Raw genomic sequence first — 21,623 nt, forward strand, 5'->3', positions numbered from 1 at the left:
AAATTCCTTGTCAGCTCAGCCGCCGGGCGGCGTGTTCACGAAGAAGCGGGTACAGGCCAGCCGCGATCAGCAGGGTGGAGGTCAGCAGTAGGGTCATCAGCAGCAGCGGGCGCTCGCTGAGCAGCCAGCGAACATAGATGGCCCAGGGCAGCTCGCCCTGGGCGAAGAGCGCGCCGATGCGAAAGCCGTGGACGCGCTCCTCGCTCTCGAAGAACGCCAGGTCGCCGCGGATGTTGGCCTGGACGCGCGGGTGCTCGAGGCTGGCGATCATCCGCGGCAGCCACTGCTCGTCGCTGGCCAGCGCCATCACCATTACCCGCGTCGGATCGTAGGGCGATTGCCGGCCGACCAGTCCGCGAAACTCCGGGTTGCCCGAGAGGTAACGGCTCGCCTCGTCCAGCTGGTAGTTCCAGTCGCCCAGCAGGATCATGGTCCTGGCCAGTTCCGCCGGCGGCGGTGACGCCACTTGCAGCCCTTCACCCTCGAGGCGCAGGGGCATGCCGCCGAGCATGTCCGGCAGCGCCAGGGCGCTGTCCAGGTGGCTGATGACCAGCAGGTCGCGCCCGGACACGTCGGCCAGGCGCGTTTCGCCGGTAAGCACTTCCACGCCCAGCGCCGGATAGCCGGTGGTCTTGCCGAAGCGCCCGAGCATGTTCAGCATCGCCTGGATCTCGCTGAGGCTCGGGGTCGCCGGCAGCAGCACTGCGGTTTCGGACAGGTCGGCCATGCGCGTATAGGGGAAACCCGAACGGGCAAACAGCGGGAGGTTGGGCAGCTGGGTGAAGTGCTTGGTCTCGCTGAAGTCGATGTAGGACCCCTCGTCGATCATGCTGATGGTCGGGGCGGCGGGAATGAAATGGCAGTCGGCCCCTTCCGGTTGCTTGATGTTGAAAAAGAAGTCGAGACGGTTGTCGCCGACGATCAGGTTGGAAGGGATCTCGATTTCCGCTTCCACCTGGCGCGTCTGCTCGCCCAGCTGATTGCGGATCTTCTCCACCACGCCCTGCTTGAGGACCGGTAGCGAGGTCAGGTAGCGGCCATTGAGGGCAATGTCCAGCCGCGAGCGGCTGGCATCGATCCAGGGGGCGTCGGGAAAGCTGTAGTGCAGCTTCATGGGGATGTTGGCGCCGTTCCAGGCGAAGGTGTCCGGCGCGGCGTGAAAGCTGATGCTCATGGTCGGTGGTGTCAGGCTGTCGCTGGACAGTGGCTGGTCGGCCATCTCGTGGAAGTGCACCGGGCGGCCGTTGGCGATCCAGTTGGGCGCATCGTAAGGGTGGCGCGGGGTGGGCTCCAGACGCCCGACCTCCAGCCGCTGGCCGCGCAGCCCGGACTCGTTCATGACCAGGTTCGCCGCCGCGATATAGAGCTCCTCTGGCGTGCCGCCGCTGACCAACAGCAGCTTGCCCAGCGGGTCGCTCGGGTTGCTGATGATGGCCAGGCTGGCAGTGGCGCTCTCGGGTGGCGCAATGCCGGCCACCGGCTCCTCCCCCTGCAGGAAGACGATCGCGTTGCCCGGCGGCAGTTCATCCAGCAGCACCGGAAAATCGGCGCCAACCTGGCGTGCCATGCTGCCGTAATAGGAGGCGACCACCACGGCACTGCGCAGCACGCCCTCGCCTGGTTGGGCGGGCATCACCATGGGCAATACCAGCGGGCTCATCTGGCCTTCGTCGAAGAAGGGTGCGGGAAGGATCGCCAGGTCGTTGTGCATCTGCAGCCGGTCGAGCGCCAGCGACAATGCCGAATCGCTGCCGATGGTGACCCACAGGTCGGAGTTTTCCGGGTCGTCGCAACGCGCAGCGGCGCTGGCCAGACGCAGGTTGAGGCGGTTGCGCGGCAGCAGCAGGCGCGGGTCGACCGGCACCTGCACGAGGGTGTTCACCGCCGTGTCCGAAGCCAGTTCCAGTGTGCTCAGGGCTTCGCCATTGAGCAGCAGCTCCAGTTGCGCGCCGGCAGGCAGGTGCGCCGGGTGTTCCAGGTGCAGAAACAGCTGGGCCTCGGTGACCACCTGCTGGCGGCGGATCGAGAAGGGCAGCCCTGCCTCGGCGCGTGCGCCGCGCAGGGTCAGCCTGCCGCTCATTCCCATCTGATTGAACTGCAGGAATTCGATCTGCGGTGAGACGACGGCCGGCTTGGCAGGGGCTGCGGCTTCTTCGGCGAGCACCCCGCTGGACCAGGCCAGGCAGCCGCCGAGCAGGAACAGCAAACCGAGCAGCGTCGGCACCGCGCGGCCTCGCTGCAGCGCAGGCAGCAAACCGAGGTTGGCAGGGGAAAGCACGGGCCCGGCCGGCTGAGCCGCGGGCTGGCGGACCGCCGGCTTGCGCCGCGGCGACCGGAACAGCCCGGCGGCATTTCTGAATACGCCGAACAGCGACAGCAGCGGGCGGTCGGGTTCGATCGGCCCCTGGCGCAGCCAAGCATCGGCACGTCCCATGACCAGGCGCACCAGCGTCCGCCGCTGGGCGATGGTCAGCGGCAGAAAGCGCACCCTGATCTGGCCATCGGCGGCCCCGGTGAACTCCACCGGGAGCAGGGTCGAGCGGCCATTCCAGCCCGTCAGTTCGACGTCCTCGATCTGCCCGAGCACTTCGGCTTCGCCAGCGGTCGCGACAATGTTGAGGCCGGCCATGGACACGTCCTGGGTAGTGCCCTGCAAGGTATGCCCATTGGCGAGGTACAGCGTCGCCGGCATCCTCAGCGGCAGCCGGGTGGCGGTGCGCACCTGGCGTTTTTCCTTGGCCACCGCCACCGCAGCGAACAGGGTGACCAGGCTGAAGCAGGCCCAGAGAATGTTGATCACCAGGACGTCGGACCCAAAGGGCATGCCCTCGACCCAGTAGTGGCGGACCAGTCCCACGATGATCGCCAGAACCAGCAGGGCGATGACCAGCAGGTGCGGACGAACCATCCGATGGTCGAAGAAGTTGCGGTCCAGCAGCCCCCCCTTGTCGGTCACGTTGAACTTGCCACGCTTTGGCGCAAACAGCGTGACCAGGGTCGGCAGCACGAGATGGAAGGCGAGAGCGGTCTCGTAGATTTCGCCCCAGAACGAGTAGCGGTGGCGACCCTGGATGCGGGCGTTGGTGATGATCGCGTGAACCAGGTGCGGCAGTGCATAGGACAGAATCGCCGCGGCGGACGAGGCGATGATGTTCTGCCCCAGCAGCAGGAAGGCCATGGGGGCGGTGAGAAACACGATGCGCGGCAGGGGAAACTGGAAGTGCATCATGGCGTTGAGGTAGCACAATCGCTGCGGCAGCTTCAGCCCGCGCCCAAGCAAGGGGTTGTCGCGGCGAAAGATCTGCGTCATGCCCCGGGCCCAGCGCATCCGCTGGCCAATGTGCAGCGACAGTCGCTCGGTGGCCAGTCCCGCCGCCAGGGGCGCGGCGATGAAGGCGGTGTTCCAGCCCTTGCGCTGCAGCTTGAGCGCGGTGTGGGCGTCCTCGGTGACGGTCTCCACCGCGAAGCCATCGGTCTGTTCCAGTGCCTTGCGGCGGATGATCGCGCAGGATCCGCAGAAAAAGGTGGCGTTCCAGTAGTCGTTGCCCTGCTGCACCGGCCCGTAGAAGAGTTCGCCCTCATTGGGCACCTCCTTGCCGGAAGCCAGGTTGCGCTCGAAAGGATCGGGCGAATAGAAATGGTGTGGGGTCTGCACCAGCGCGAGCTTGCGGTCCTTGAGGAACAGCCCGACGGTCGACTGGAGAAAGGCGCGGGTGCCGATGTGATCGCAGTCGAAGATGCAGATCAGCTCGCCATCGGTCTGCTTGAGCGCATTGTTGAGGTTGCCCGCCTTGGCGTGGTTGTTGTCCGAACGGGTGATGTAGCCCGCTCCGGCGGCCTCGGCGAATGCCTTGAATTCCGGTCGGCGGCCATCGTCGAGCAGATATACCCTGAGCTTGTCGGCCGGGTAATCCAGGTCCAGCGCGGCGAGCACCGTATCCTGCACCACGTCGAGGCTCTCGTTGTAGGTGGGCACGTAGACATCCACCGTGGGCCACTGGCTGACCGCCGCGGGCAGGGGCTCGATCCGTCGCCGGAGCGGCAGGATGCTCTGGAAATATCCCAGCAACAGGATCACGTAGGCGTACAGCTCCGCCAGGTAAAGGCCGATGCCCAGGGTCGCTTCCAGCCCGTTGCCGAACACCAGTGTCTCGGTGGTCCGCCAGTACAGGTAGCGGGTCGAGACGGCCAGCGACAGGGTGACCAGCACCAGGGTGACGCCGAACGACTTGCGGTTGTTGTTCAGCAGCAGCATGAGCACGATCATGCTGCCGCCCAGCAACAGTTGCATGGGTACGCTCAGCGGTACCACGACGAACAGCAGGAACGCGGGGCAGGCAGCCAACAGCGAGGCACAGGCTGCCAGCCGCGTGGACGCGGATAAGGCGCGAGGGTGGGTCATGGGCTTGTCCCTAAGCGTGTTCGTAAAGAGGCTGCTGGAGCGTCTCGATCAGTTCGCCGATCTGCTGGCCGATCAGGCCGATGTCATGGGCCGATGCGCAGGCCGGTGCCGAGGCGAACACGGGCAATTGCATCGCCAGCGACTCGGCCAGGGCTTCGTCGCGCCGGACCATGCCCAACAGCGACGTGCCCAGGCGCGCCCGGAACATCTCCGTGGTGTCCTGGTTGAGCCGCCGGCGACGATCCACCTGGTTGAGGATGTAATGCACCGGCTGGTGCAGGGAAAGGAAGTGGCCCTGCTCGATCTGCGGCATCAGCGAGGCGGACGCGGCATCGGGCATCAACACCACCAGGCGGATGTCAGCCAGGCGATCGAGGGCCTTGAGCGCGGGGGAAGGGCCGGGCGAGGTATCCGCCAGGACCACCATGTCGGGAACCGCCAGGAGGTGTTGCAGTCCGCGGGCAGCCAGGCCCGGGTCCTCGCTGAGGCGTCGTTCGAAGCGCATGCGCTGCAGCTCGTCCGCACGGCCGTAGGGGATCACTCCGACGCCCTCGCTGCCGGCCAGTGCATGGTGGCGCCAGTTCGACTGATCGAGGGCGTGCGCGACAAAACCGTTCGGGTCGCCCAGTGGAATACCGAAGTGCAGACGCAAGGTGTTCTGAACGTCGAAATCGATGACCGTGACCGGCATGCCCTGACGTCTCAGCGCGAAGGCGAGATTGGCAGTCAGCGTGGTTTTTCCCACGCCACCCTTGGGGGAGGAGAGACAGATAAGCGGCATGTTTCATTTCCCTCGAACACAGTTCAGTGAGCGTTCCAGCTGGCAGGAAGGGCGCTTTTCTAACTCGGGTGGGTTCTTGTGATGGGTATCGGCGACAGCCTGCAGCAGCGCCCACGCAGGCGCCTGGCTGTCTGGTTCGAATTCCCGGTAGGTCTCGGGCGAGCCTCCGGCGTGTCTCATGAGACGGGCGATATCGTCGTTACTGGCCACGCTACTTCCTCGCGATGAGTGATACTTCCTTGCATTCCAGGCCCGTGACCAGCGCCATGACCTCCGATTTAAAGCGGTGAAGTTAGTTCCCGGCGTCCTGAGGATTTTTACGCAGCGGTGGCCGGGGGAGCGGAGAAACGACCGACGGCGGGGCGGTCTGGGCTGAAGTCGGTACGGATCCCAGCGGAGGCTAATCCCATGCAACCTCTGGCGGCTGGATCTGCCGCCGCGTCAGTGGACCGGTCACTATGGGAGCGGCTGGTGCGCAGCCACCCTCGACCGGTACGGCGCCTTGCCTCCGGGGCTTTCGGTCGAACCGATACTGCATCGGGCCATGGCCTGGGTACCTGCGCTACCCAGGCATGCCGGAAACGCGGCAAGATAGCGTAAACCAGACAAGGAACCTTCTAGTGTCCAGCGAAGCTTTCGTCGTTGCCCAGACTGCCGAAGAGGCCGTGGATCGGCTTGCCGAACTCTATCAGCGCGCCACCTCGAGTCTCAGCCAGGCCCTCAAGCGTTATGTGAAGGATCGTGTCGAGCCCAGCGAGGCCGAGTACAGCCTGTTCCGCTATCCGGAGCTGCGCCTGATCTACGAATGCCATGGCGAGGTGCCGGCCTCTACCCGCGCCTACGCCAAGGTTCAGGTGCCAGGGAGCTACAGCGTCACCGTGACCCAGCCGGGGGCCTTTCGCGGCTACCTGCTGGATCAGCTCGGTCCGCTGCTCGAGGATTTCAACGTCAAGCTCGAGGTGGGCGTCAGCGATCGCTTCATCCCCTATCCCTACGTGGTCGAGCAGGGCGATGAGCTCGCTGGGACCGGTGTCACGGCCGCCGAACTTGCCCGGGTGTTTCCCAGCACCGACCTGGCCGCCGCCACCGACAACATCGCCGACGGCCTGTACGACTGGGAGCACGCCGACCCGCTGCCGCTGGGCCTGTTCGACGCCGCCCGGGTGGACTTTTCGCTGCGCCGCCTGGTGCACTACACCGGCGGCGATTGGCGGCATGTGCAGCCCTGGATCCTGCTGACCAACTACCACCGCTACGTCGACCAGTTCGTCCGGCATGGCCTCGAGCAACTGCGCGGCGACAATCGTTTCGTTCGCCTGATCCTGCCGGGCAATGTGGTGATCAGCAGGGACATGAGCGACGATCAAGCGCAGTCGGTGATCGACGGAGTGATCTGGCACCGCTTCCAGATGCCTGCCTATCACCTGATCGCCGAGGACGGCCATGGCGTGACCCTGATCAACATCGGGGTCGGGCCGTCCAACGCCAAGAACATCACCGACCACCTGGCGGTGCTGCGTCCCCATTGCTGGCTGATGATCGGGCACTGCGGCGGCCTGCGGCAGTCGCAGACCATCGGCGACTACGTGCTGGCGCATGCCTACATGCGTCGCGACGGTATCCTTGACCGTGTGCTTCCGCCGCATATCCCCCTGCCGGCGCTGGCGGAAGTGCAAATGGCGCTGCAGGAAGCGGCGGCCATGGTCACCGGCGATCGCGGCGAGGCGCTCAAGCGGCGCCTGCGCACCGGCACCGTCCTGACCTATGACGATCGCAACTGGGAACTGCGCTGGGCCCAGGAACGGCCGTTGATCAACCTGTCGCGGGCGGTGGCGGTGGACATGGAAAGCGGCACCATCGCCGCCCAGGGTTATCGCCTGAGGGTTCCCTACGGCACCCTGTTGTGCGTGTCGGACAAGCCGCTGCACAGCGAGATCAAGCTCCCTGGCTCGGCCAACGCCTTCTACGAGCGTGCGGTCACCCAGCACCTGCGCATCGGTATCGCCGCGCTGGAACTGCTGCGCAGCCAGCTCGATACGCTGCATTCACGCAAGCTGCGCAGCTTCGACGAACCGCCGTTTCGTTGATCCGGGACCACGGCGTACCCCCGCACGGCGGTACGCCGTGGTGGCGAGAGGGCTCACCTGCCGGCCCGCCAGCAGGCACAATGGCCCGCGCAGGTTGGTAACAATCTGCCATCCAGGCGCTGCCTGTAGTACCTTCGTATAGCTGGCGGCCTTCCAATGGCCCAAACGGCTACACTACCGAGGTTTCAAAACGCCCGCATGATTTTGTGGGGCTTCAGTGCGGTGAACGGCAGGAACCACGGTGTTCTCGCCTCCCGGAACCGAAGCCGCTGCATCCGTGTCCGTCAGTGTGCTGTGCCAGGGCTGGCACAGCCATCACGGACGAGCATTCGATGAGTTTCAGAGGTGAGTTCATGGCAACGGATTTGAGCAAGTACATTCGCAACGCTGCGTTCCTGGACAAGGTCGTCTCGGCAGAAGAGGCAGCGTCCTGGATCGAAGACGGCATGACCCTGGGCATGAGTGGCTTCACCCTGTTCGGTGAGCCCAAGGAGTTCCCGCGGGCGCTGTCCGAGCGCGGCCAGAAAGAGAAGTTCAAGGTCAACCTGTTCACCGGCGCCTCCATGGGCCCGGCAGCTGACCAGTCCATGGCTGAAGCAGGCATCATCAACAAGCGGATTCCGTACCAGGGCAACGCGGTCCAGCGCAAGAAGATCAACGCCGGTGAAGTGCTGTACATCGACCAGCACCTGTCCCACACCGCCGAGCTGCTCCGTCAGGGCGTGCTGCCGCAGGTCGACTACGCCATCATCGAAGCTGCAGCCATCACCGAAGACGGTCAGATCATCCCGACCGGCTCGGTGGGCAACTCCCCGATCTTCGTCCAGAACGCCAAGCACGTGATCGTCGAGCTGAACACTTCCGCTCCGCGCGAGTACGAAGGCATGCACGATGTCTACATTCCCGGCCCGGCCGGCGAGAACACCCGCAAGGACATCCCGGTCTACGACGTCAGCACCCGCATCGGCTCCATCGGCATCCCGGTGGATCCGGCCAAGGTGCGCGGTATCGTGCTGTCCAGCCAGCCGGACATCCCCTCGCCATTGTTCGAGCCGAACGAGCAGACCCAGAAGATCGCCGACAACCTGCTGGACTTCCTCCGCGAGGAAGTGCGCCTGGGCCGTCTGACCAACAGCCTGGCGCCGCTGCAGTCCGGCGTGGGCTCGGTGGCCAACGCGGTGCTGAACGGCATGAAGACCTCCGAGTTCCGCGACCTGACGGTGGCGTCGGAAGTGCTGCAGGATGGCGTGTTCGACCTCATCGACGCCGGTGTGGTGAAGTTCGCGGCGGCGACCGCCTTCTCGCTGTCGAAGAAGCGCGTGGAAAGCCTGGCCTCCGACCTGGCCAAGTACGCCGACAAGGTGGTGTTCCGTCCGCAAGAGATCTCCAACCATCCGGAAGTCATCCGCCGGCTGGGCATCATCTCCTTCAACACGGCGCTGGAAGCGGACATCTACGGCAACGTGAACTCCACCCATGTCAGCGGTACCCACATGATGAACGGTATCGGTGGCTCGGGTGACTTCGCCCGTAACGCCCGTATCTCCATCTTCGTGACCACCTCCACGGCGAAGGACGGCAAGGTTTCCTCCATCGTGCCGTTCGTGTCCCACGTGGACCACACCAACCACGACGTGGACGTGATCATCACCGAGCAGGGCTATGCGGACCTGCGTGGCCTGGCCCCGGTCGAAGCGGCGGAGCGCATGATCGAGAACTGCCTGCACCCTGACTACAAGCAGCAGGCGCGCGACTACCTCGAAGAGGCGAAGGCGCGTGGCGGCCATACTCCGCACGTGCTGGAAAAGGCCTTTTCCTGGCATGCCCATCTGGCCGAGCACGGCACCATGAAGATGAGCAAGTAACCGGCAACGGGCCGCAGCGCACCCTGAGGGGAGCGCTGCCGGCCTGTGTCAGCTTGCTGCCGGGCTTGCCCCGACATCCGATGCCAGGTCTTCCGGCATCGGATTTTTTTTGCCTTGCTCAGGCGGCGTTGAGCATGCCGTGCTTTTCGATGAAGGCGATGATTTCGTCGAGACCCTGGCCGACCTTCTGGTTACTGAACACGAACGGGCGGTCGCCGCGCATCTTTCGCGCGTCGCGGTCCATGACCTCCAGCGAGGCGCCCACCAGCGGAGCCAGGTCGATCTTGTTGATCACCAGCAGATCGGACTTGCAGATGCCGGGTCCGCCCTTGCGTGGCAGCTTGTCGCCGGCTGACACATCGATCACATAAAGGGTCAGGTCGGACAATTCAGGGCTGAAGGTGGCCGAGAGATTGTCACCGCCCGATTCCACGATGATGAGGTCGAGCCCCGGGAAACGCCGGTTGAGCTGTTCGACCGCCTCCAGGTTGATCGAGGCATCCTCGCGGATGGCGGTATGTGGGCAGCCGCCGGTCTCCACGCCGATGATCCGCTCGGGAGCCAGGGCTTCGTTGCGCACCAGGAACTGGGCATCTTCCTGGGTGTAGATGTCGTTGGTGACCACGGCGATGTTGTAGCGCTTGCGCAGGGCCTGGCAGAGGGCGAGCGTGAGGGCGGTCTTGCCGGAGCCGACCGGGCCACCGATGCCGACGCGAAGGGGTTGGGTGTTCATCTTGTGGAGTCCTCATGGTGTGGCCGACGCGTGTCGTTGCGGCGGGCCGGAACTGGGTTTGCAGTCAGCGATTGTGGCGCAGTGCTCCGGGTGAGGTGGGCTGCTTGGCCGATGCCGCTCATGGAGCCTGGGCCTGCCGCTTTCCGGGTATCGGGCGACAGGTTTCGCCTTGCACGGCGAGTCACTTTTTCTTGCGTGGCCAAGAAAAAGTAACCAAAAAGAAGGCCACCCCGGCATCCGGGTCCGACCGCCTTGCGGTCGGACTTTCCTCTCTCCGGCACCGCTCCGGGGGCCGTCACGAAGGGACGTCCCTGTCCCTTCGCTCCTTGCTCGGCGTCCTGCCTTGCATCCCCCTGCGCGGTGCCTGCGCTCGGCCTCCTGACGGGGAACCGGGTGCTGCCCGGCAGGCCGGAGCCCGGCTTTTCCACGGCATGCTGAACCTCAGGGCGGGGCGATCGGGGTCTCGTCCGCATCCAGGTGACTGGAACAGCACGAGGTACGGCAGCCAATCCGCCGCATTTATCCTCAGCCGCTTCGCGGACCAGCCCCCACGGCTTCCGGGTCACGAGCGAAACAACCGACTGTACTGCTGTTCATGGGCAATGCTGGTCAGCGCCAGGCCGAAGGGGGCGCTGCCCCAGTCATCCGGGTCCAGTGCCTGCGCCTGGCGCAGCGCCTGGTCGAGTACCGGCAGCAGCTCGGAGGTGAGTCGCTGCGCGGCCTGCTGGCCCAGCGGCAGGGTCTTCATCAGCACCGCCAGCTGGTTTTCCAGCCAGCTCCATAGCCAGGCCTCGAGCGCGGCCTCCGGAGCGATGCCCCAGGCCCGCGCAGCCAGCGCCCAGCCGAGCGCCAGGCCAGGCTCCTCGAGGCGGGCGTAAAAGGCCTGCGCGGGTTCGTCGAGTTCGGGTAACCCCTGCAGCAGTTGCTGCAGCGAGTAGCCCATCTGCCGGCTTTCCAGGCGTAGCTCGCGGGTTTCGCGGCTGGCGCGATGCTGCTCGGCCAGCGTTTCGAGCATCGGCCAGTCCTCGTCCGCCGCGGCGCGGCAGTGGGCCAGCAGCAGCGGCGCCTCGAAGCGTGCCAGGTTGAGCAGCAACTGATCCTTCAGCCAGCGGTGTGCGCTGGCGGCATCGCACACTACGCCCTGCTCGACGGCCATTTCCAGGCCCTGGGAATAGCTGTAGCCGCCAATCGGCAGCTGCGGGCTGGCCAGGCGCAGCAGGCGAGCACTCATGGTCGCACGCCGAACTGATGGAGTTTCGGCGCGTAGCTGAATTCTGCCTCGCCGGCATGGGAATGGTGATGGCCGCCCCCATAGGCGCCGTGCTCGGGCTGGTAGGGCGCTTCGATCAGCTCCACTTGGGCACCGAGCTGCAGCAGCATGTCCTTCAGCACGTAGTCGTCGGGAAGGCGCAGCCAGCCGTCGCCGAGTTGCAGCGCGACATGCCGGTTACCCAGGTGGTAGGCGGCACGGGTCAGTTCGAAGGGGCTGGCGCAGGTGACGTGCAACAGGGCCTCGGGCCGGGCGCGCACGCGGACGATGCGGCCATCCTGGGCTTCGAGGCATTCGCCGTCCTGCAACGGCGGCTGGCCGCGCTCGAGAAACAGGCCCACCTCTTCGCCGGTGGTGGTGAAGCAGCGCAGACGGCTCTTGCTGCGCGCCTCGAAGGTCAGTTCCAGTTCCGCGTCACAGGTGCTGCGCGGCGTGGTGCGGTGGTGAATCACCAGCATGGGATGGGTTCCTCCGGGCCTGCCTCAGGCAGGATTTCTGGCAAGGGGGATGGGGTAGGCAGGCACGGCAGGAATGCCGCAGGCGCGCATCGGGCGAAGCATGGAAATACCGGCAGGACAAGGGGCCGGTCATGATACGGCAACGGATCCGCCGGGCAATCGCCCGGGCGCGTCTAGCGCAGGGTCTTTTCGAAGCGCAGCATGAAGAAGTCCTCGCAGTGCTCGTTGTGGCCGGCATAGGCCATGCAACCGGTACCACTGACGTCCGTGCCGGTGTAGGTCATCCCCATCTGCATGCTGCGCCAGTGCCGCGAGAGGTTCAGCGACCAGTCGTTGAACGAGCTCAGCGTGCGGCCGCCCGGCAGATGGGCGGGGTGGGCCAGCGCATGGTTGGAGTACTTCAGGGACAGGTCGACTCCCCAGTAGCGGGACAGGTCGAAGTCCATCAGCAGGGTGCTGTCGGTACGCCAGGGTTCGTGGCTCACCGAAGCGCCGAAGCGGCCGCGGTCAAGGGTGAGGCCTCCGTAGAAGGCGTGGCGGTCGATGGCGCGCAGATCGGGGAAGGTGTAGCGGATCACCCCGACTTCATAACCCGGGCGCTCGGCGAAGGGGCGCGCATAGCCGAGGTAGGAGTTGAGCTCGAGCAGGGTGCCATCGGCGAAGCCCGTGGCCGGCTGCCATTGGCCGAAGTACCAGCCACTGGCGTGGTTCAAGTCGAGCCCGCCATGAAAGGCGCCGTGACTGGCTGGCTGCACCAGCCCCTGGGCCATGCTCCGGCCCGGGATGGTGCCCATCTGCAACTCGAAGCTGCCCAGGTCCCGGGCCATCATCTGGGCCTCGGCGGTGGTAGCTGCCAGGCTCACCAGTATCGCCAGCATCCGTTGCCTGGAGAACATCGCCTTTTTCCTCTATGGGGCGGTCAGGGGCCTGTGGCGATCCGCCTGTTGGACATTGCGAAGCGAACGTTGATCCGCTTCTCCGAGGGGCCGAGAATAGCTACTCAGCCATCCGCAGAGCGTCCGCTCGTCGAGAACCTGTGGAGCGGGCTGTGCTTTTCGGACGAGCGTCCGGTCCTCTGCCCCAGAGTGCCCCGCGCGCGGCCCTTCCCGCCTCACCTGAAGGATGGCTGTCCATGCACAAACGCTTTTCCCACCACAGCCTGCGCAATGATTTCCGCAAGCTGCTCGCTTCGCCGGCCTGCTATCACACGGCCTCGGTGTTCGACCCGATGTCGGCGCGGATGGCCGCGGATCTGGGTTTCGAGGTCGGTATCCTCGGCGGTTCCGTGGCCTCGTTGCAGGTACTGGCGGCGCCCGACGTGGCCTTGATCACGCTCAGCGAATTCGCCGAGCAGGCGACCCGCATCGGCCGGGTGTCACGCCTGCCGGTCATCGCCGATGCCGACCACGGCTACGGCAATGCCCTGAACGTCATGCGCACGGTGACCGAGCTCGAGCGCGCCGGAGTCGCCGCGCTGACCATCGAGGACACCCTGCTGCCGGCCAAATTCGGTCACAAGTCCACCGACCTGATCGGCATCGACGAAGCGGCGGGCAAGATCCGGGCGGCGCTGGAGGCGCGCATCGATCCAGCCATGGCGATCCTCGGGCGCACCAACGCCGGGGTAATCGAGGTGGACGAGGTGGTTGCGCGGGCGCTGGCCTACCAGGAGGCGGGTGCCGATGGCATCTGCCTGGTGGGCATCCGCGACTTCGATCACCTGGAGGCCATCGCTGCGCAACTGACCTTGCCGCTGATGCTGGTGACCTACGGCAATCCGCTGTTGCGCGACAACGAGCGGCTGGCGCGACTCGGGGTACGCATCGTGGTCAATGGCCACGCCGCCTACTTCGCCGCGATCAAGGCCACCTACGACTGCCTGCGCGAACAGCGTCAGGTCGCTGCCTGCGGCCTCAATGCCTCGGAGCTGTCGGCCAAGTATTCGACGGCCGAAGAGTATGTGGAGTGGGGCGAGGAATTCATGCAGGTCAAGGAATAGCCAGGCGGGCGACGGGAGCACGGAGCCCCCGTCCGTCCGGCCTCAGGCGGGCTTGGCCAGCTCCGCGTCGATCGCCGCCGCCAGGCGCTCGTCATCAGCAGCCACATCCGGCGCGAAGCGCCCGACCACTTCGCCATTGCGACCGATGAGGAATTTCTCGAAATTCCACTGCACTTCCGGAACCGGGTTGGCGACGATGCCGAAACCCTGCAGCCGTTCGCGCATCGGGCCTTCACCGGTGGCGTCGGGCTTGGCTGCGGTCAGCCGCTGATACAGCGGGTGCTTGTCGGCGCCGACCACGGAAATCTTCGAAAACAGCGGAAACTCGACGTTGTAGTTCAGGCTGCAGAACTGCTGGATGTCCGCGTCACTCCCCGGCTCCTGCTCCTTGAAGTTGTTGGCCGGAAAACCCAATACCTCGAGGCCCTGGTCGCGCTTGGCTTCATAGAGCTTCTGCAGGCCTTCGTACTGCGGAGTCAGCCCGCATTTGGACGCCACGTTCACCACCAGCAGCACCTTGCCCTTGAACGGCTCGAGGGTCGCCGGCTCGCCCTTGATGTTCTTGACCGGGATCTGGTACAGATTTTCGCTCATGGATGTGTTCCTTGTTGGATGGAGACGGCTGATCAGCCTAGCCGAAAACCGTGCATTTCGCTCGGATAAGCGAGATTGCAACCGATCCGGAGTCGTGCAGTATTGTCCAACCTCCATTGCTTGTTTTCGACGCCTTCAGGAGGTATCCGATGGCCAGTGGTTGGGCGAACGACGGGGCCGTGCACGAACAGATCGAGAGCACTGTCCAGGATGCGGTGGCGCGCGCGCGTAGCCGGTTGGGTCAGGGCGAGAGCCTGACCCATTGCGAAGCCTGCGAGGCGGCCATCCCCGAGGCGCGGCGGCAGGCCGTACCCGGCGTCCGGCTGTGTGTCGCCTGTCAGTCGGAGGCTGACCAGGAGGCGAAGAAGTTCGCCGGCTACAACCGTCGTGGCAGCAAGGACAGCCAGTTGCGCTGAGCCTTTTGAAATATTTGGTTACTCCTTCTCGGGTCAAGCGCAACGCGGCGATTTCATTGGCTGACGAGTGGTCGGCTGGCTTGTCGGTCTGCTCCTGGCGATGCGCCGCGGCGAACCTTGCCGTAGCCAGCGGGTCGTGAGTTGAGCGCCAGCATTTTTTTTGCCGGCAATCGAACCGCCCCAGGGAGCCACAGCCCGATGCCACTCGCCTCCGTTCGCTCGATGTCCGCCCGTGCCCTGCCTGCCTTGCTGCTGGCCGCCAGCCTGCCTCTGCAGGCACAGATTACGCCCCCTCAACTGGACGTCCCCTATGTGCCGACACCGGAGCCGGTGGTGGCGCGCATGCTGGAAATGGCCGACGTGCAGCCCGAGGACTACGTCATTGACCTGGGATCGGGCGACGGCCGGATCGCCATCGCCGCTGTGCGTGACTTCGACGCCCGCCAAGCGCTCGGGGTGGACCTCAATCCGGTGCGCGTCAGTGAGGCCGTGGAAAATGCCGAGCGCGCCGGGGTGACCGACCGGGTCACCTTCGAGGAAGGCGACCTGTTCGAAAAGGACATCTCCGACGCCACGGTGCTGACCATGTACCTGTTGCCCAGGGTCAACCTGCAGCTGCGTCCGGTGATTCTCGACACCCTGGAGCCTGGCACCCGGGTGGTGTCCCATGCGTTCAGCATGGATGAATGGGAGCCGGATGACACCGACGTGGTGTCCAACAGCTATATCTATCTCTGGATCGTTCCGGCCAAGGTCGACGGCGACTGGCAGATCAGTACGCCCGAGGGTGACTTCAGCGTCAGCCTGATGCAGCAGTTCCAGATGGTCGAGGGCGTAGCCGAAGGCCTCGAGCCGGGGATCGTCAAGGGTCGACTGAACGGTACCCAGATCGAGTTCACTCTTGACGACCGCCATTATGTGGGCACGGTGAACGGTGACAGCATCGAGCCGGTGTCGATGGAGGGTGCCGTGGCCAACTGGAGCGCCCGCCGGAACTGATCCCATGAATGCATCCGCCTCCCTGGGGAGGCACTCGGCCGGCCTGTCGGTACTCGACGGCGTGGCTGTGTTGGTGGGCGTCGTGGTGGGGGTTGGCATCTTCGGCTTCCCGCCGCTGGTGGCGATGCACGCGGACTCCGGCCTGGTGTACATCGGGTTGTGGCTTGCCGGCGGGCTGGTGATGCTGGTCGGAGCGCTGTGCTATGCCGAGCTTGGCTCGGCGTTTCCCGACCACGGTGGCGAGTATCACTATCTGCGCCATGCCTGGGGCGAACGGGTGGCTCTGCTGTTCGCCTGGGCGCGTGGCTCGGTGATCCAGACCGGCGCGATCGCCACCGTGGCCTTCATCTTCGGCGAGTACGCCCAGCGCTTGCTGCCGCTGGGAACTCATGGGGTGGCGCTGTGGGCGGGGCTCTCGGTGCTGGCGCTGACCGCGCTGAACATGCTCGGTACCCATGAATCCAAGCGCGCCCAGCTCGTGCTCAGCGCCCTGACGCTGCTCGCGGTGCTGTCGATGGTGGTGGCCGGGCTATTCATCGGCGGCAACGCCGAGCCCGTCGCCGCAGCGGAGCCTGTTGGCCTGGCACCTGGCCTGCTGGGCATGGGGATGGTGTTCGTGCTGCTCACCTACGGTGGCTGGAACGAGGCGGCCTACCTGTCCGGGGAGCTGCGCGATCCCGGGCGCAACATGGTACGTGTGCTGCTCATCGGCACCCTGGTGGTCACCCTGCTGTACCTGCTGGCCAACCTTGCCTTTCTGCAGATCTTCGGACTCGCCGGGCTGCGTGCTTCGGGCGCGGTGGGCGCCGACCTGATGGAAATCGTCGCCGGGCCCTGGGCCGCCGCCTTGCTCAGTCTTCTGATCTGCTTTGCAGCGCTCAGCACGCTCAATGCCACGGTGCTCACCGGTGCCCGGGTCTATTACGCCCTTGGCCGCGACGTGCCACAGTTGAGTCTGCTGGGCGCCTGGAACGAGCGCGGCGCGACGCCGGTGCGGGCCCTGCTGGTGCAGGGCGGCATCACTCTCCTGCTGGTGCTCTTCGGCGCCTTCAGCGCCAGTGGCGTGGAAGCCATGGTGGCCTATACCGCGCCGGTGTTCTGGCTGTTCATGGGCCTTACCGCCCTGTCGCTGATGCGCTTGCGCAAGCGCCATCCGCATCAGCCACGACCGTTCCGGGTGCCGCTCTATCCGCTGTTGCCGCTGCTGTTCGCCCTGAGCTGCCTGGGGCTGTTCTGGTCCAGCGCGGTGTATGCAGGCCTGGGGGCGTTGCTGGGTCTGGTAGTGCTGGCCGCTGGGCTGCCGCTGTTGCTGCTGCGACGTCCGGTGCCGGTCGCCGAGTCGGCGGACTGACGTGCGGGGCGGGAGGGGGGAGCCGCGGCGCGGCTGATGTCGGATTACGCTGCGCTAATCCGACCTACGGTGCTGCCGCTGTTGCTGCTGCGACGTCCGGTGCCGGTCGCCGAGTCGGCGGACTGACGCGCGGGGCGGGAGGGGGAGCCGCGGCGCGGCTGATGTCGGATTACGCTGCGCTAATCCGACCTACGGTGCTGCCGCTATTGCTGCTGCGACGTCCGGTGCCGGTCGCCGAGTCGGCGGACTGACGTGCGGAGCGGGAGGGGGAGCCGCGGCGCGGCTGATGTCGGATTACGCTGCGCTAATCCGACCTACGGGGGCCTGGGCGCGCGCCTTGAGGAAGGGCACAACCGATCACGCCGCGCTGCCAGGGGCCGTCAGTGGTATCTTCAGGCAGAAGCGGGTGCCCTCTTCGAGGCTGGAGCTGGCCTCCATCGAGCCGCCATGTGAGCGTGCGATTTCGTTGACGATATACAGGCCGAGGCCGAGGCCCTGTGCGGGTGCTTCGTCAGGGGCGCGCCAGTAAGGTTGGAACAGGCGTGCCAGCCGCTCGAGCGGGATCGGCGTTCCCGGGTTGCTCACCTCAAGCAGCAGCCAGTCGTCTTGCCGCCGAGCGCTGACCCTGACGCGGCCGTCCTCGGCGCCATGCAGCAGCGCGTTGGCCAGCAGGTTCGAGAGAAGCTGGGCCAGACGATCGGAATCGCAATCGATGCTGCCGAGCGGTTCGATGGCGATGTCTATCAATCGCTCGGGATAGTGCTCACGCAGCTCTGCCACCACCTCGTGGAAGGTCTTTTCCAGCGTCGGGCAGGACGCGATGCGCAGGGGGATGCCGTTGCCCAGCCGGCCACGGGCGAAATCCAGTACATCGTCCACCAGGCGGGAAGCGCGCTGGCTGGCGCTCTGGATATGTCCTGCGGCCTTCAACGCCAGCGGATCCCGGGACTTGCGCAGGAGCATCTCGGCGCTGGCGCTGATGGAAAACAAGGGGTTGCGCAGGTCATGCCCGAGCAAGGCGATGAACTGTTCGCGAAGCTCCGAGGTTTGCCGTTCGCTGGACAATGCCGTCTGGGTCGCCTGCAACTGCTCGTCGGCTTCCAGCTGCAGCGCCAGGAGCCGTGCAAAGGATTCCATCATGGCGATGATGCGCGGTTGGTCGAGCTCTGCCGGCAGCGGGTCGAGCGCGCACAGCGTACCGAAGAAGGTGCCATCGGTGCGGAAGATCGGCATCGAGATGTAGCTCTCGAAGCCGTACAGGCGCGGGGTGTGGTGGTTGCAGTAACGCTCGTCTTCGCTGACCCTGTTGATGACGATGGGCGTTCGGCTGGCATGAACCTCGTGGCACAGCGTACTGCCCACATCCAGCTCGCCACCCACCGGAAGGCCGAAATCGATGCGATCCAGTACCGCGCAGGCAGTCCAGGAGTCGTCGGTCACCCGGGCCACGGCGGCGAAGCGCAGGCCGGTGGTGTCCAACACCACTTGCAGGATGGCCGGCACGGCGCCAATCCGGCCGACGGTATCGAGATCATTGATGACGAAGCGGAGCATTCTTGCCTACCGGGCATTGAGGGCGGCCGTGCTCCGAATGGGGCGTTGCCGGGGCGAGCCGTGGTGGGTCATTCGACCCACCGAAACGGTAGCTATTAGAACAGGAAGTAGCGCTGTGCCATGGGCAGTTCGTCGGCCGGCTCGCACCAGAGCAGTTGGCCATCGGCCTTGACCTGGTAGTTCTGCGGGTCCACGTCGATGGTCGGCGTGTAGTCGTTGTGGATCAGGTCTTTCTTCTGCACGGTGCGGCAGCCCTTGACCACGCCGATCTTCTTCTTCAGCCCCAGCTGTTCCGGCACGCCGGCCTCGAACGCCGCCTGGCTGATGAAGGTGAAGCTCGACGCATGCAGGCTGCCGCCGTAGCTGCCGAACATCGGCCGGTAATGCACCGGCTGCGGTGTCGGGATCGAGGCGTTGGCGTCGCCCATCAGGCTGGCGGCGATGACCCCGCCCTTGAGGATCAGCGTCGGCTTGACGCCAAAGAAGGCCGGGCGCCAGAGCACCAGGTCCGCCCACTTGCCGACCTCGATGGAACCGACCTCGTGGCTGATGCCATGGGTGATCGCCGGATTGATGGTGTACTTGGCGATGTAGCGCTTGGCGCGGAAGTTGTCGTTGCCCGCGCCGTCGCCGGGCAGGGCGCCACGCTGGCGTTTCATCTTGTCGGCGGTCTGCCAGGTGCGGGTGATCACCTCGCCGACGCGGCCCATGGCCTGGCTGTCGGAGCTGATCATCGAGAAGGCGCCCAGGTCATGGAGGATGTCCTCCGCGGCGATGGTTTCGCGGCGGATGCGGCTTTCGGCGAAGGCCACGTCCTCGGCGATGCTCGGGTCGAGATGGTGGCAGACCATCAGCATGTCCAGGTGCTCGTCGATGGTGTTGCGGGTGAACGGCCGGGTCGGGTTGGTGGAGCTGGGCAGCACGTTGGGGAAGCCGCAGGCCTTGATGATGTCCGGAGCATGGCCGCCGCCGGCGCCCTCGGTGTGGTAGGTGTGGATGGTGCGCCCCTTGAAGGCACCGAGGGTGGTTTCGACAAAGCCGGATTCGTTCAGCGTGTCGGTGTGGATCGCCACCTGGATGTCGTACTGGTCGGCCACGCTCAGGCAGTTGTCGATGGCCGCCGGGGTGGTGCCCCAGTCCTCGTGCAGCTTGAGGCCGATGGCGCCGGCCGCGATCTGTTCGATCAGCGGTTCGGGCAGCGAGACGTTGCCCTTGCCGGTGAAGCCGATGTTCATCGGGAAGGCTTCGGCGGCCTTGAGCATTTGCGCCATGTGCCATGGCCCCGGCGTGACGGTGGTGGCGTAGGTGCCGGTGGCCGGCCCGGTGCCGCCGCCGATCATGGTGGTGGTGCCGCTCATCAGGGCTTCTTCGATCTGCTGCGGGCAGATGAAGTGGATATGGGTATCTATCCCGCCCGCCGTCAGGATCATGCCCTCGCCAGCGATCACTTCGGTGGCGCCGCCGATGGCGATGCTCACGCCGGGCTGGATATCCGGGTTGCCGGCCTTGCCGATGGCGGCGATGCGTCCGTCCTTGAGGCCGACGTCGGCCTTGACGATGCCCCAGTGGTCGAGGATCAGCGCATTGGTGATGACTGTGTCGACCACCTCGGCGGCACACAGCTGGCTCTGGCCCATGCCGTCGCGGATGACCTTGCCCCCTCCAAACTTCACCTCGTCGCCGTAGACGGTGAAGTCCTTCTCCACCTCGATCCAGAGTTCGGTATCGGCCAGGCGCACCTTGTCGCCAACGGTGGGGCCGAACATGTCGGCGTAGGCCTGTCTGCTGACTTTCATTTCTGATCCCTCGGAGGACGAGCCGCAAGCCGCGAGCCGCGAACTAAAGCGAGGCCGTGCTCGCCTGCTCACGGAGCGCCTGGCTTTCGCCCAGGTTGAAAAAGCGTGCGTAAAAAAGCACCGGGTTGCTTTGCCCTAGCTTGCAGCTTGCTAGAGCTTTCCCATGACCCGCCCGGCAAAGCCGTACACGGTCCGTTCGCCGGCCAGTTCCACCAGTTCGACGTCGCGGCTCTGGCCTGGCTCGAAGCGTACCGCGGTGCCGGCGGGGATGTTCAGGCGCATGCCGCGAGCCTGCGTGCGGTCGAACAGCAGGGCGTCGTTGGTTTCCTGGAAGTGGTAGTGCGAGCCCACCTGGATCGGGCGGTCGCCACTGTTGGCCACCGACAGGGTCAGGGTGCGGCGGCCGACGTTGAGTTCGATGTCGCCCTCCGCGATCTGGTATTCGCCAGGAATCATGGCTGTTGCTCCGTGGGCATGGAAGTAGGTGCGGCGGGATCGCGCGGGGCGATGGTCAGTTGCATCAGGGTGATGTCCAGCCAGCGGTCGAACTTGCGGCCAACCTGGCGGAGCTGGCCTACGTGGAGGAAGCCAAGCTGTTGGTGCATGTGCACCGAGGCGCGGTTTTCGCTTTCGATGGCGCCGATCAGGGCGTGTTTGCCGGCCATACGCGCCCGCTCGATCAGCTCGTGGGTAATTGCCCGGCCAATGCCGCCGCCGCGCTGGTCTTCGCGTACGTAGACCCGGTGTTCGACGGTAAAGCGAAAGCCATCGAACGGCCGCCAGGGGCCGTAGCTAGCATAGGCCAGCACCTGATCCTCGTCGGACACCGCCACCAGCACCGGGAAATCCTGGGCCCAGAGGCCGTGCAGCCAGTCACGGCGGTTTTCCAGGTCGACAGTGTGTTCGTTGGTCACTGCGGTACTGCTCAGCACGGCTTCGTTGTAGATGGCCAGTATGCCGGGCAGATCTCCTTCCTGGGCGTCTCGTATGCGCATGACGTTTTCCTTGGTCGATCAGGCAATGGGTTGATGCACCGTCACCAGCTTGGTTCCGTCGGGGAAGGTGGCCTCGATCTGGATCTCGGGGATCATTTCGGGGACACCCTCCATCACCTGTTCCCGCTTCAGCAAGGTGGTGCCGTAGTGCATCAGGTCGGCAACCGTCTGGCCATCGCGCGCGCCCTCGAGCAGCGCGGCGGAAATGTAGGCCATGGCTTCTGGGTAATTGAGCTTCAAGCCGCGTGCCAGCCGGCGCTCGGCCACCAGTCCGGCGGTGAAGATCAGCAGTTTGTCTTTTTCTCTCGGCGTCAGGTCCATGG

General features: G+C 65.4%; 18 protein-coding genes. 6 read left to right on the top strand and 12 right to left on the bottom strand.

The genetic code is table 11. The features are described from left to right. Positions 1-10: 10 nt before the first annotated feature. Entirely contained in the window at positions 11-4,402 is a 4,392-nt protein-coding gene (gene bcsA / locus ACFOMF_RS12810) for a UDP-forming cellulose synthase catalytic subunit (RefSeq protein ID WP_386365401.1), read from the bottom strand. Between the two features lie 10 nt (positions 4,403-4,412). Next, positions 4,413-5,183: a cellulose biosynthesis protein BcsQ gene (gene bcsQ, locus ACFOMF_RS12815; protein ID WP_386365403.1), complete on the bottom strand. Its 771-nt coding sequence runs from the start codon at positions 5,181-5,183 to the stop codon at positions 4,413-4,415. Positions 5,184-5,755: 572 nt separating this feature from the next. On the opposite strand from bcsQ, the gene amn reads away from it, so the two are divergent. Both amn and ACFOMF_RS12825 read left to right on the top strand, forming a co-directional pair. Further along, on the top strand, positions 5,756-7,270 hold the full coding sequence (gene amn / locus ACFOMF_RS12820; RefSeq protein WP_386365405.1) for an AMP nucleosidase: 1,515 nt from the start codon (positions 5,756-5,758) through the stop codon (positions 7,268-7,270). A 353-nt stretch (positions 7,271-7,623) separates the two neighbouring features. Then, complete coding sequence (locus ACFOMF_RS12825) at positions 7,624-9,135, top strand: succinate CoA transferase (RefSeq protein ID WP_386365407.1); 1,512 nt, start codon at positions 7,624-7,626, stop codon at positions 9,133-9,135. 118 nt (positions 9,136-9,253) lie between these two features. Here ACFOMF_RS12825 and ureG read toward each other — a convergent pair whose 3' ends face one another. From ureG to ACFOMF_RS12845, 4 genes are all read right to left on the bottom strand, one after another. After that, entirely contained in the window at positions 9,254-9,868 is a 615-nt protein-coding gene (ureG, locus tag ACFOMF_RS12830) for an urease accessory protein UreG (protein WP_386365411.1), read from the bottom strand. Positions 9,869-10,430: 562 nt separating this feature from the next. Next, positions 10,431-11,099: an urease accessory protein UreF gene (locus tag ACFOMF_RS12835; protein WP_386365413.1), complete on the bottom strand. Its 669-nt coding sequence runs from the start codon at positions 11,097-11,099 to the stop codon at positions 10,431-10,433. After that, complete coding sequence (gene ureE, locus ACFOMF_RS12840) at positions 11,096-11,596, bottom strand: urease accessory protein UreE (protein ID WP_386365415.1); 501 nt, start codon at positions 11,594-11,596, stop codon at positions 11,096-11,098. The genes ACFOMF_RS12835 and ureE overlap by 4 nt, the downstream gene beginning before the upstream one ends. 173 nt (positions 11,597-11,769) lie before the next feature. Continuing rightward, positions 11,770-12,492, bottom strand: a complete 723-nt coding sequence (locus ACFOMF_RS12845) for a TorF family putative porin (RefSeq protein WP_386365417.1) — start codon at positions 12,490-12,492, stop codon at positions 11,770-11,772. Positions 12,493-12,728: 236 nt separating this feature from the next. On the opposite strand from ACFOMF_RS12845, the gene ACFOMF_RS12850 reads away from it, so the two are divergent. After that, entirely contained in the window at positions 12,729-13,595 is an 867-nt protein-coding gene (locus ACFOMF_RS12850) for an isocitrate lyase/PEP mutase family protein (protein ID WP_386365419.1), read from the top strand. Between the two features lie 42 nt (positions 13,596-13,637). On the opposite strand, the gene ACFOMF_RS12855 is transcribed toward ACFOMF_RS12850, so the two are convergent. Next, the gene (locus ACFOMF_RS12855; RefSeq protein WP_386365421.1) at positions 13,638-14,189 is read right to left on the bottom strand and encodes a glutathione peroxidase; all 552 of its coding nucleotides are present in this window, start codon (positions 14,187-14,189) and stop codon (positions 13,638-13,640) included. A 149-nt stretch (positions 14,190-14,338) separates the two neighbouring features. Between ACFOMF_RS12855 and ACFOMF_RS12860 the strand changes: the two genes are divergently transcribed. The 3 genes from ACFOMF_RS12860 to ACFOMF_RS12870 all read left to right on the top strand — a co-directional run bounded on the left by ACFOMF_RS12860 (position 14,339) and on the right by ACFOMF_RS12870 (position 16,955). Further along, positions 14,339-14,605, top strand: coding sequence for a DksA/TraR family C4-type zinc finger protein (locus tag ACFOMF_RS12860; RefSeq protein ID WP_386365424.1), 267 nt, complete (start codon positions 14,339-14,341; stop codon positions 14,603-14,605). Positions 14,606-14,803: 198 nt separating this feature from the next. After that, positions 14,804-15,604, top strand: coding sequence for a class I SAM-dependent methyltransferase (locus ACFOMF_RS12865; protein WP_386365426.1), 801 nt, complete (start codon positions 14,804-14,806; stop codon positions 15,602-15,604). Between the two features lie 4 nt (positions 15,605-15,608). After that, a complete protein-coding gene (locus tag ACFOMF_RS12870) occupies positions 15,609-16,955 on the top strand; it encodes an APC family permease (protein ID WP_386365428.1) in 1,347 nt (448 codons plus the stop codon). A 357-nt stretch (positions 16,956-17,312) separates the two neighbouring features. Here ACFOMF_RS12870 and ACFOMF_RS12875 read toward each other — a convergent pair whose 3' ends face one another. The 5 genes from ACFOMF_RS12875 to ureA all read right to left on the bottom strand — a co-directional run bounded on the left by ACFOMF_RS12875 (position 17,313) and on the right by ureA (position 21,621). Next, positions 17,313-18,509 (bottom strand): GAF domain-containing sensor histidine kinase, encoded by a 1,197-nt coding sequence (locus tag ACFOMF_RS12875; protein ID WP_386365430.1) that lies wholly within the window; start codon positions 18,507-18,509, stop codon positions 17,313-17,315. Positions 18,510-18,604: 95 nt separating this feature from the next. Continuing rightward, positions 18,605-20,305 carry an urease subunit alpha gene (gene ureC / locus ACFOMF_RS12880; protein WP_386365432.1) on the bottom strand — a complete coding sequence of 567 codons (1,701 nt, stop codon included), beginning with the start codon at positions 20,303-20,305 and terminating at the stop codon, positions 18,605-18,607. A 150-nt stretch (positions 20,306-20,455) separates the two neighbouring features. Next, positions 20,456-20,761, bottom strand: a complete 306-nt coding sequence (locus tag ACFOMF_RS12885; protein ID WP_386365434.1) for an urease subunit beta — start codon at positions 20,759-20,761, stop codon at positions 20,456-20,458. Then, a complete protein-coding gene (locus ACFOMF_RS12890; protein ID WP_386365436.1) occupies positions 20,758-21,300 on the bottom strand; it encodes a GNAT family N-acetyltransferase in 543 nt (180 codons plus the stop codon). Before ACFOMF_RS12890 ends, ACFOMF_RS12885 begins: the two co-directional genes overlap by 4 nt. 18 nt (positions 21,301-21,318) lie before the next feature. Then, positions 21,319-21,621 (bottom strand): urease subunit gamma, encoded by a 303-nt coding sequence (ureA, locus tag ACFOMF_RS12895; RefSeq protein ID WP_386365438.1) that lies wholly within the window; start codon positions 21,619-21,621, stop codon positions 21,319-21,321. Positions 21,622-21,623: the final 2 nt, after the last annotated feature.

Source organism: Stutzerimonas tarimensis (assembly GCF_042648805.1).
Taxonomy (GTDB): Bacteria; Pseudomonadota; Gammaproteobacteria; order Pseudomonadales; family Pseudomonadaceae; genus Azomonas; species Azomonas tarimensis.

Coding starts and splice junctions, on each gene's coding strand:
- ureA (WP_386365438.1), bottom strand. CDS start 21,621: ATGGACCTGACGCCGAGAGAAAAAGACAAACTGCTGATCTTCACCGCC.
- ACFOMF_RS12890 (WP_386365436.1), bottom strand. CDS start 21,300: ATGCGCATACGAGACGCCCAGGAAGGAGATCTGCCCGGCATACTGGCC.
- ureE (WP_386365415.1), bottom strand. CDS start 11,596: ATGCTGGTGATTCACCACCGCACCACGCCGCGCAGCACCTGTGACGCG.
- ACFOMF_RS12870 (WP_386365428.1), top strand. CDS start 15,609: ATGAATGCATCCGCCTCCCTGGGGAGGCACTCGGCCGGCCTGTCGGTA.
- bcsA (WP_386365401.1), bottom strand. CDS start 4,402: ATGACCCACCCTCGCGCCTTATCCGCGTCCACGCGGCTGGCAGCCTGT.
- ACFOMF_RS12860 (WP_386365424.1), top strand. CDS start 14,339: ATGGCCAGTGGTTGGGCGAACGACGGGGCCGTGCACGAACAGATCGAG.
- ureC (WP_386365432.1), bottom strand. CDS start 20,305: ATGAAAGTCAGCAGACAGGCCTACGCCGACATGTTCGGCCCCACCGTT.
- bcsQ (WP_386365403.1), bottom strand. CDS start 5,183: ATGCCGCTTATCTGTCTCTCCTCCCCCAAGGGTGGCGTGGGAAAAACC.
- amn (WP_386365405.1), top strand. CDS start 5,756: ATGCCGGAAACGCGGCAAGATAGCGTAAACCAGACAAGGAACCTTCTA.
- ACFOMF_RS12855 (WP_386365421.1), bottom strand. CDS start 14,189: ATGAGCGAAAATCTGTACCAGATCCCGGTCAAGAACATCAAGGGCGAG.
- ACFOMF_RS12825 (WP_386365407.1), top strand. CDS start 7,624: ATGGCAACGGATTTGAGCAAGTACATTCGCAACGCTGCGTTCCTGGAC.
- ureG (WP_386365411.1), bottom strand. CDS start 9,868: ATGAACACCCAACCCCTTCGCGTCGGCATCGGTGGCCCGGTCGGCTCC.
- ACFOMF_RS12885 (WP_386365434.1), bottom strand. CDS start 20,761: ATGATTCCTGGCGAATACCAGATCGCGGAGGGCGACATCGAACTCAAC.
- ACFOMF_RS12850 (WP_386365419.1), top strand. CDS start 12,729: ATGCACAAACGCTTTTCCCACCACAGCCTGCGCAATGATTTCCGCAAG.
- ACFOMF_RS12835 (WP_386365413.1), bottom strand. CDS start 11,099: ATGAGTGCTCGCCTGCTGCGCCTGGCCAGCCCGCAGCTGCCGATTGGC.
- ACFOMF_RS12865 (WP_386365426.1), top strand. CDS start 14,804: ATGCCACTCGCCTCCGTTCGCTCGATGTCCGCCCGTGCCCTGCCTGCC.
- ACFOMF_RS12845 (WP_386365417.1), bottom strand. CDS start 12,492: ATGTTCTCCAGGCAACGGATGCTGGCGATACTGGTGAGCCTGGCAGCT.
- ACFOMF_RS12875 (WP_386365430.1), bottom strand. CDS start 18,509: ATGCTCCGCTTCGTCATCAATGATCTCGATACCGTCGGCCGGATTGGC.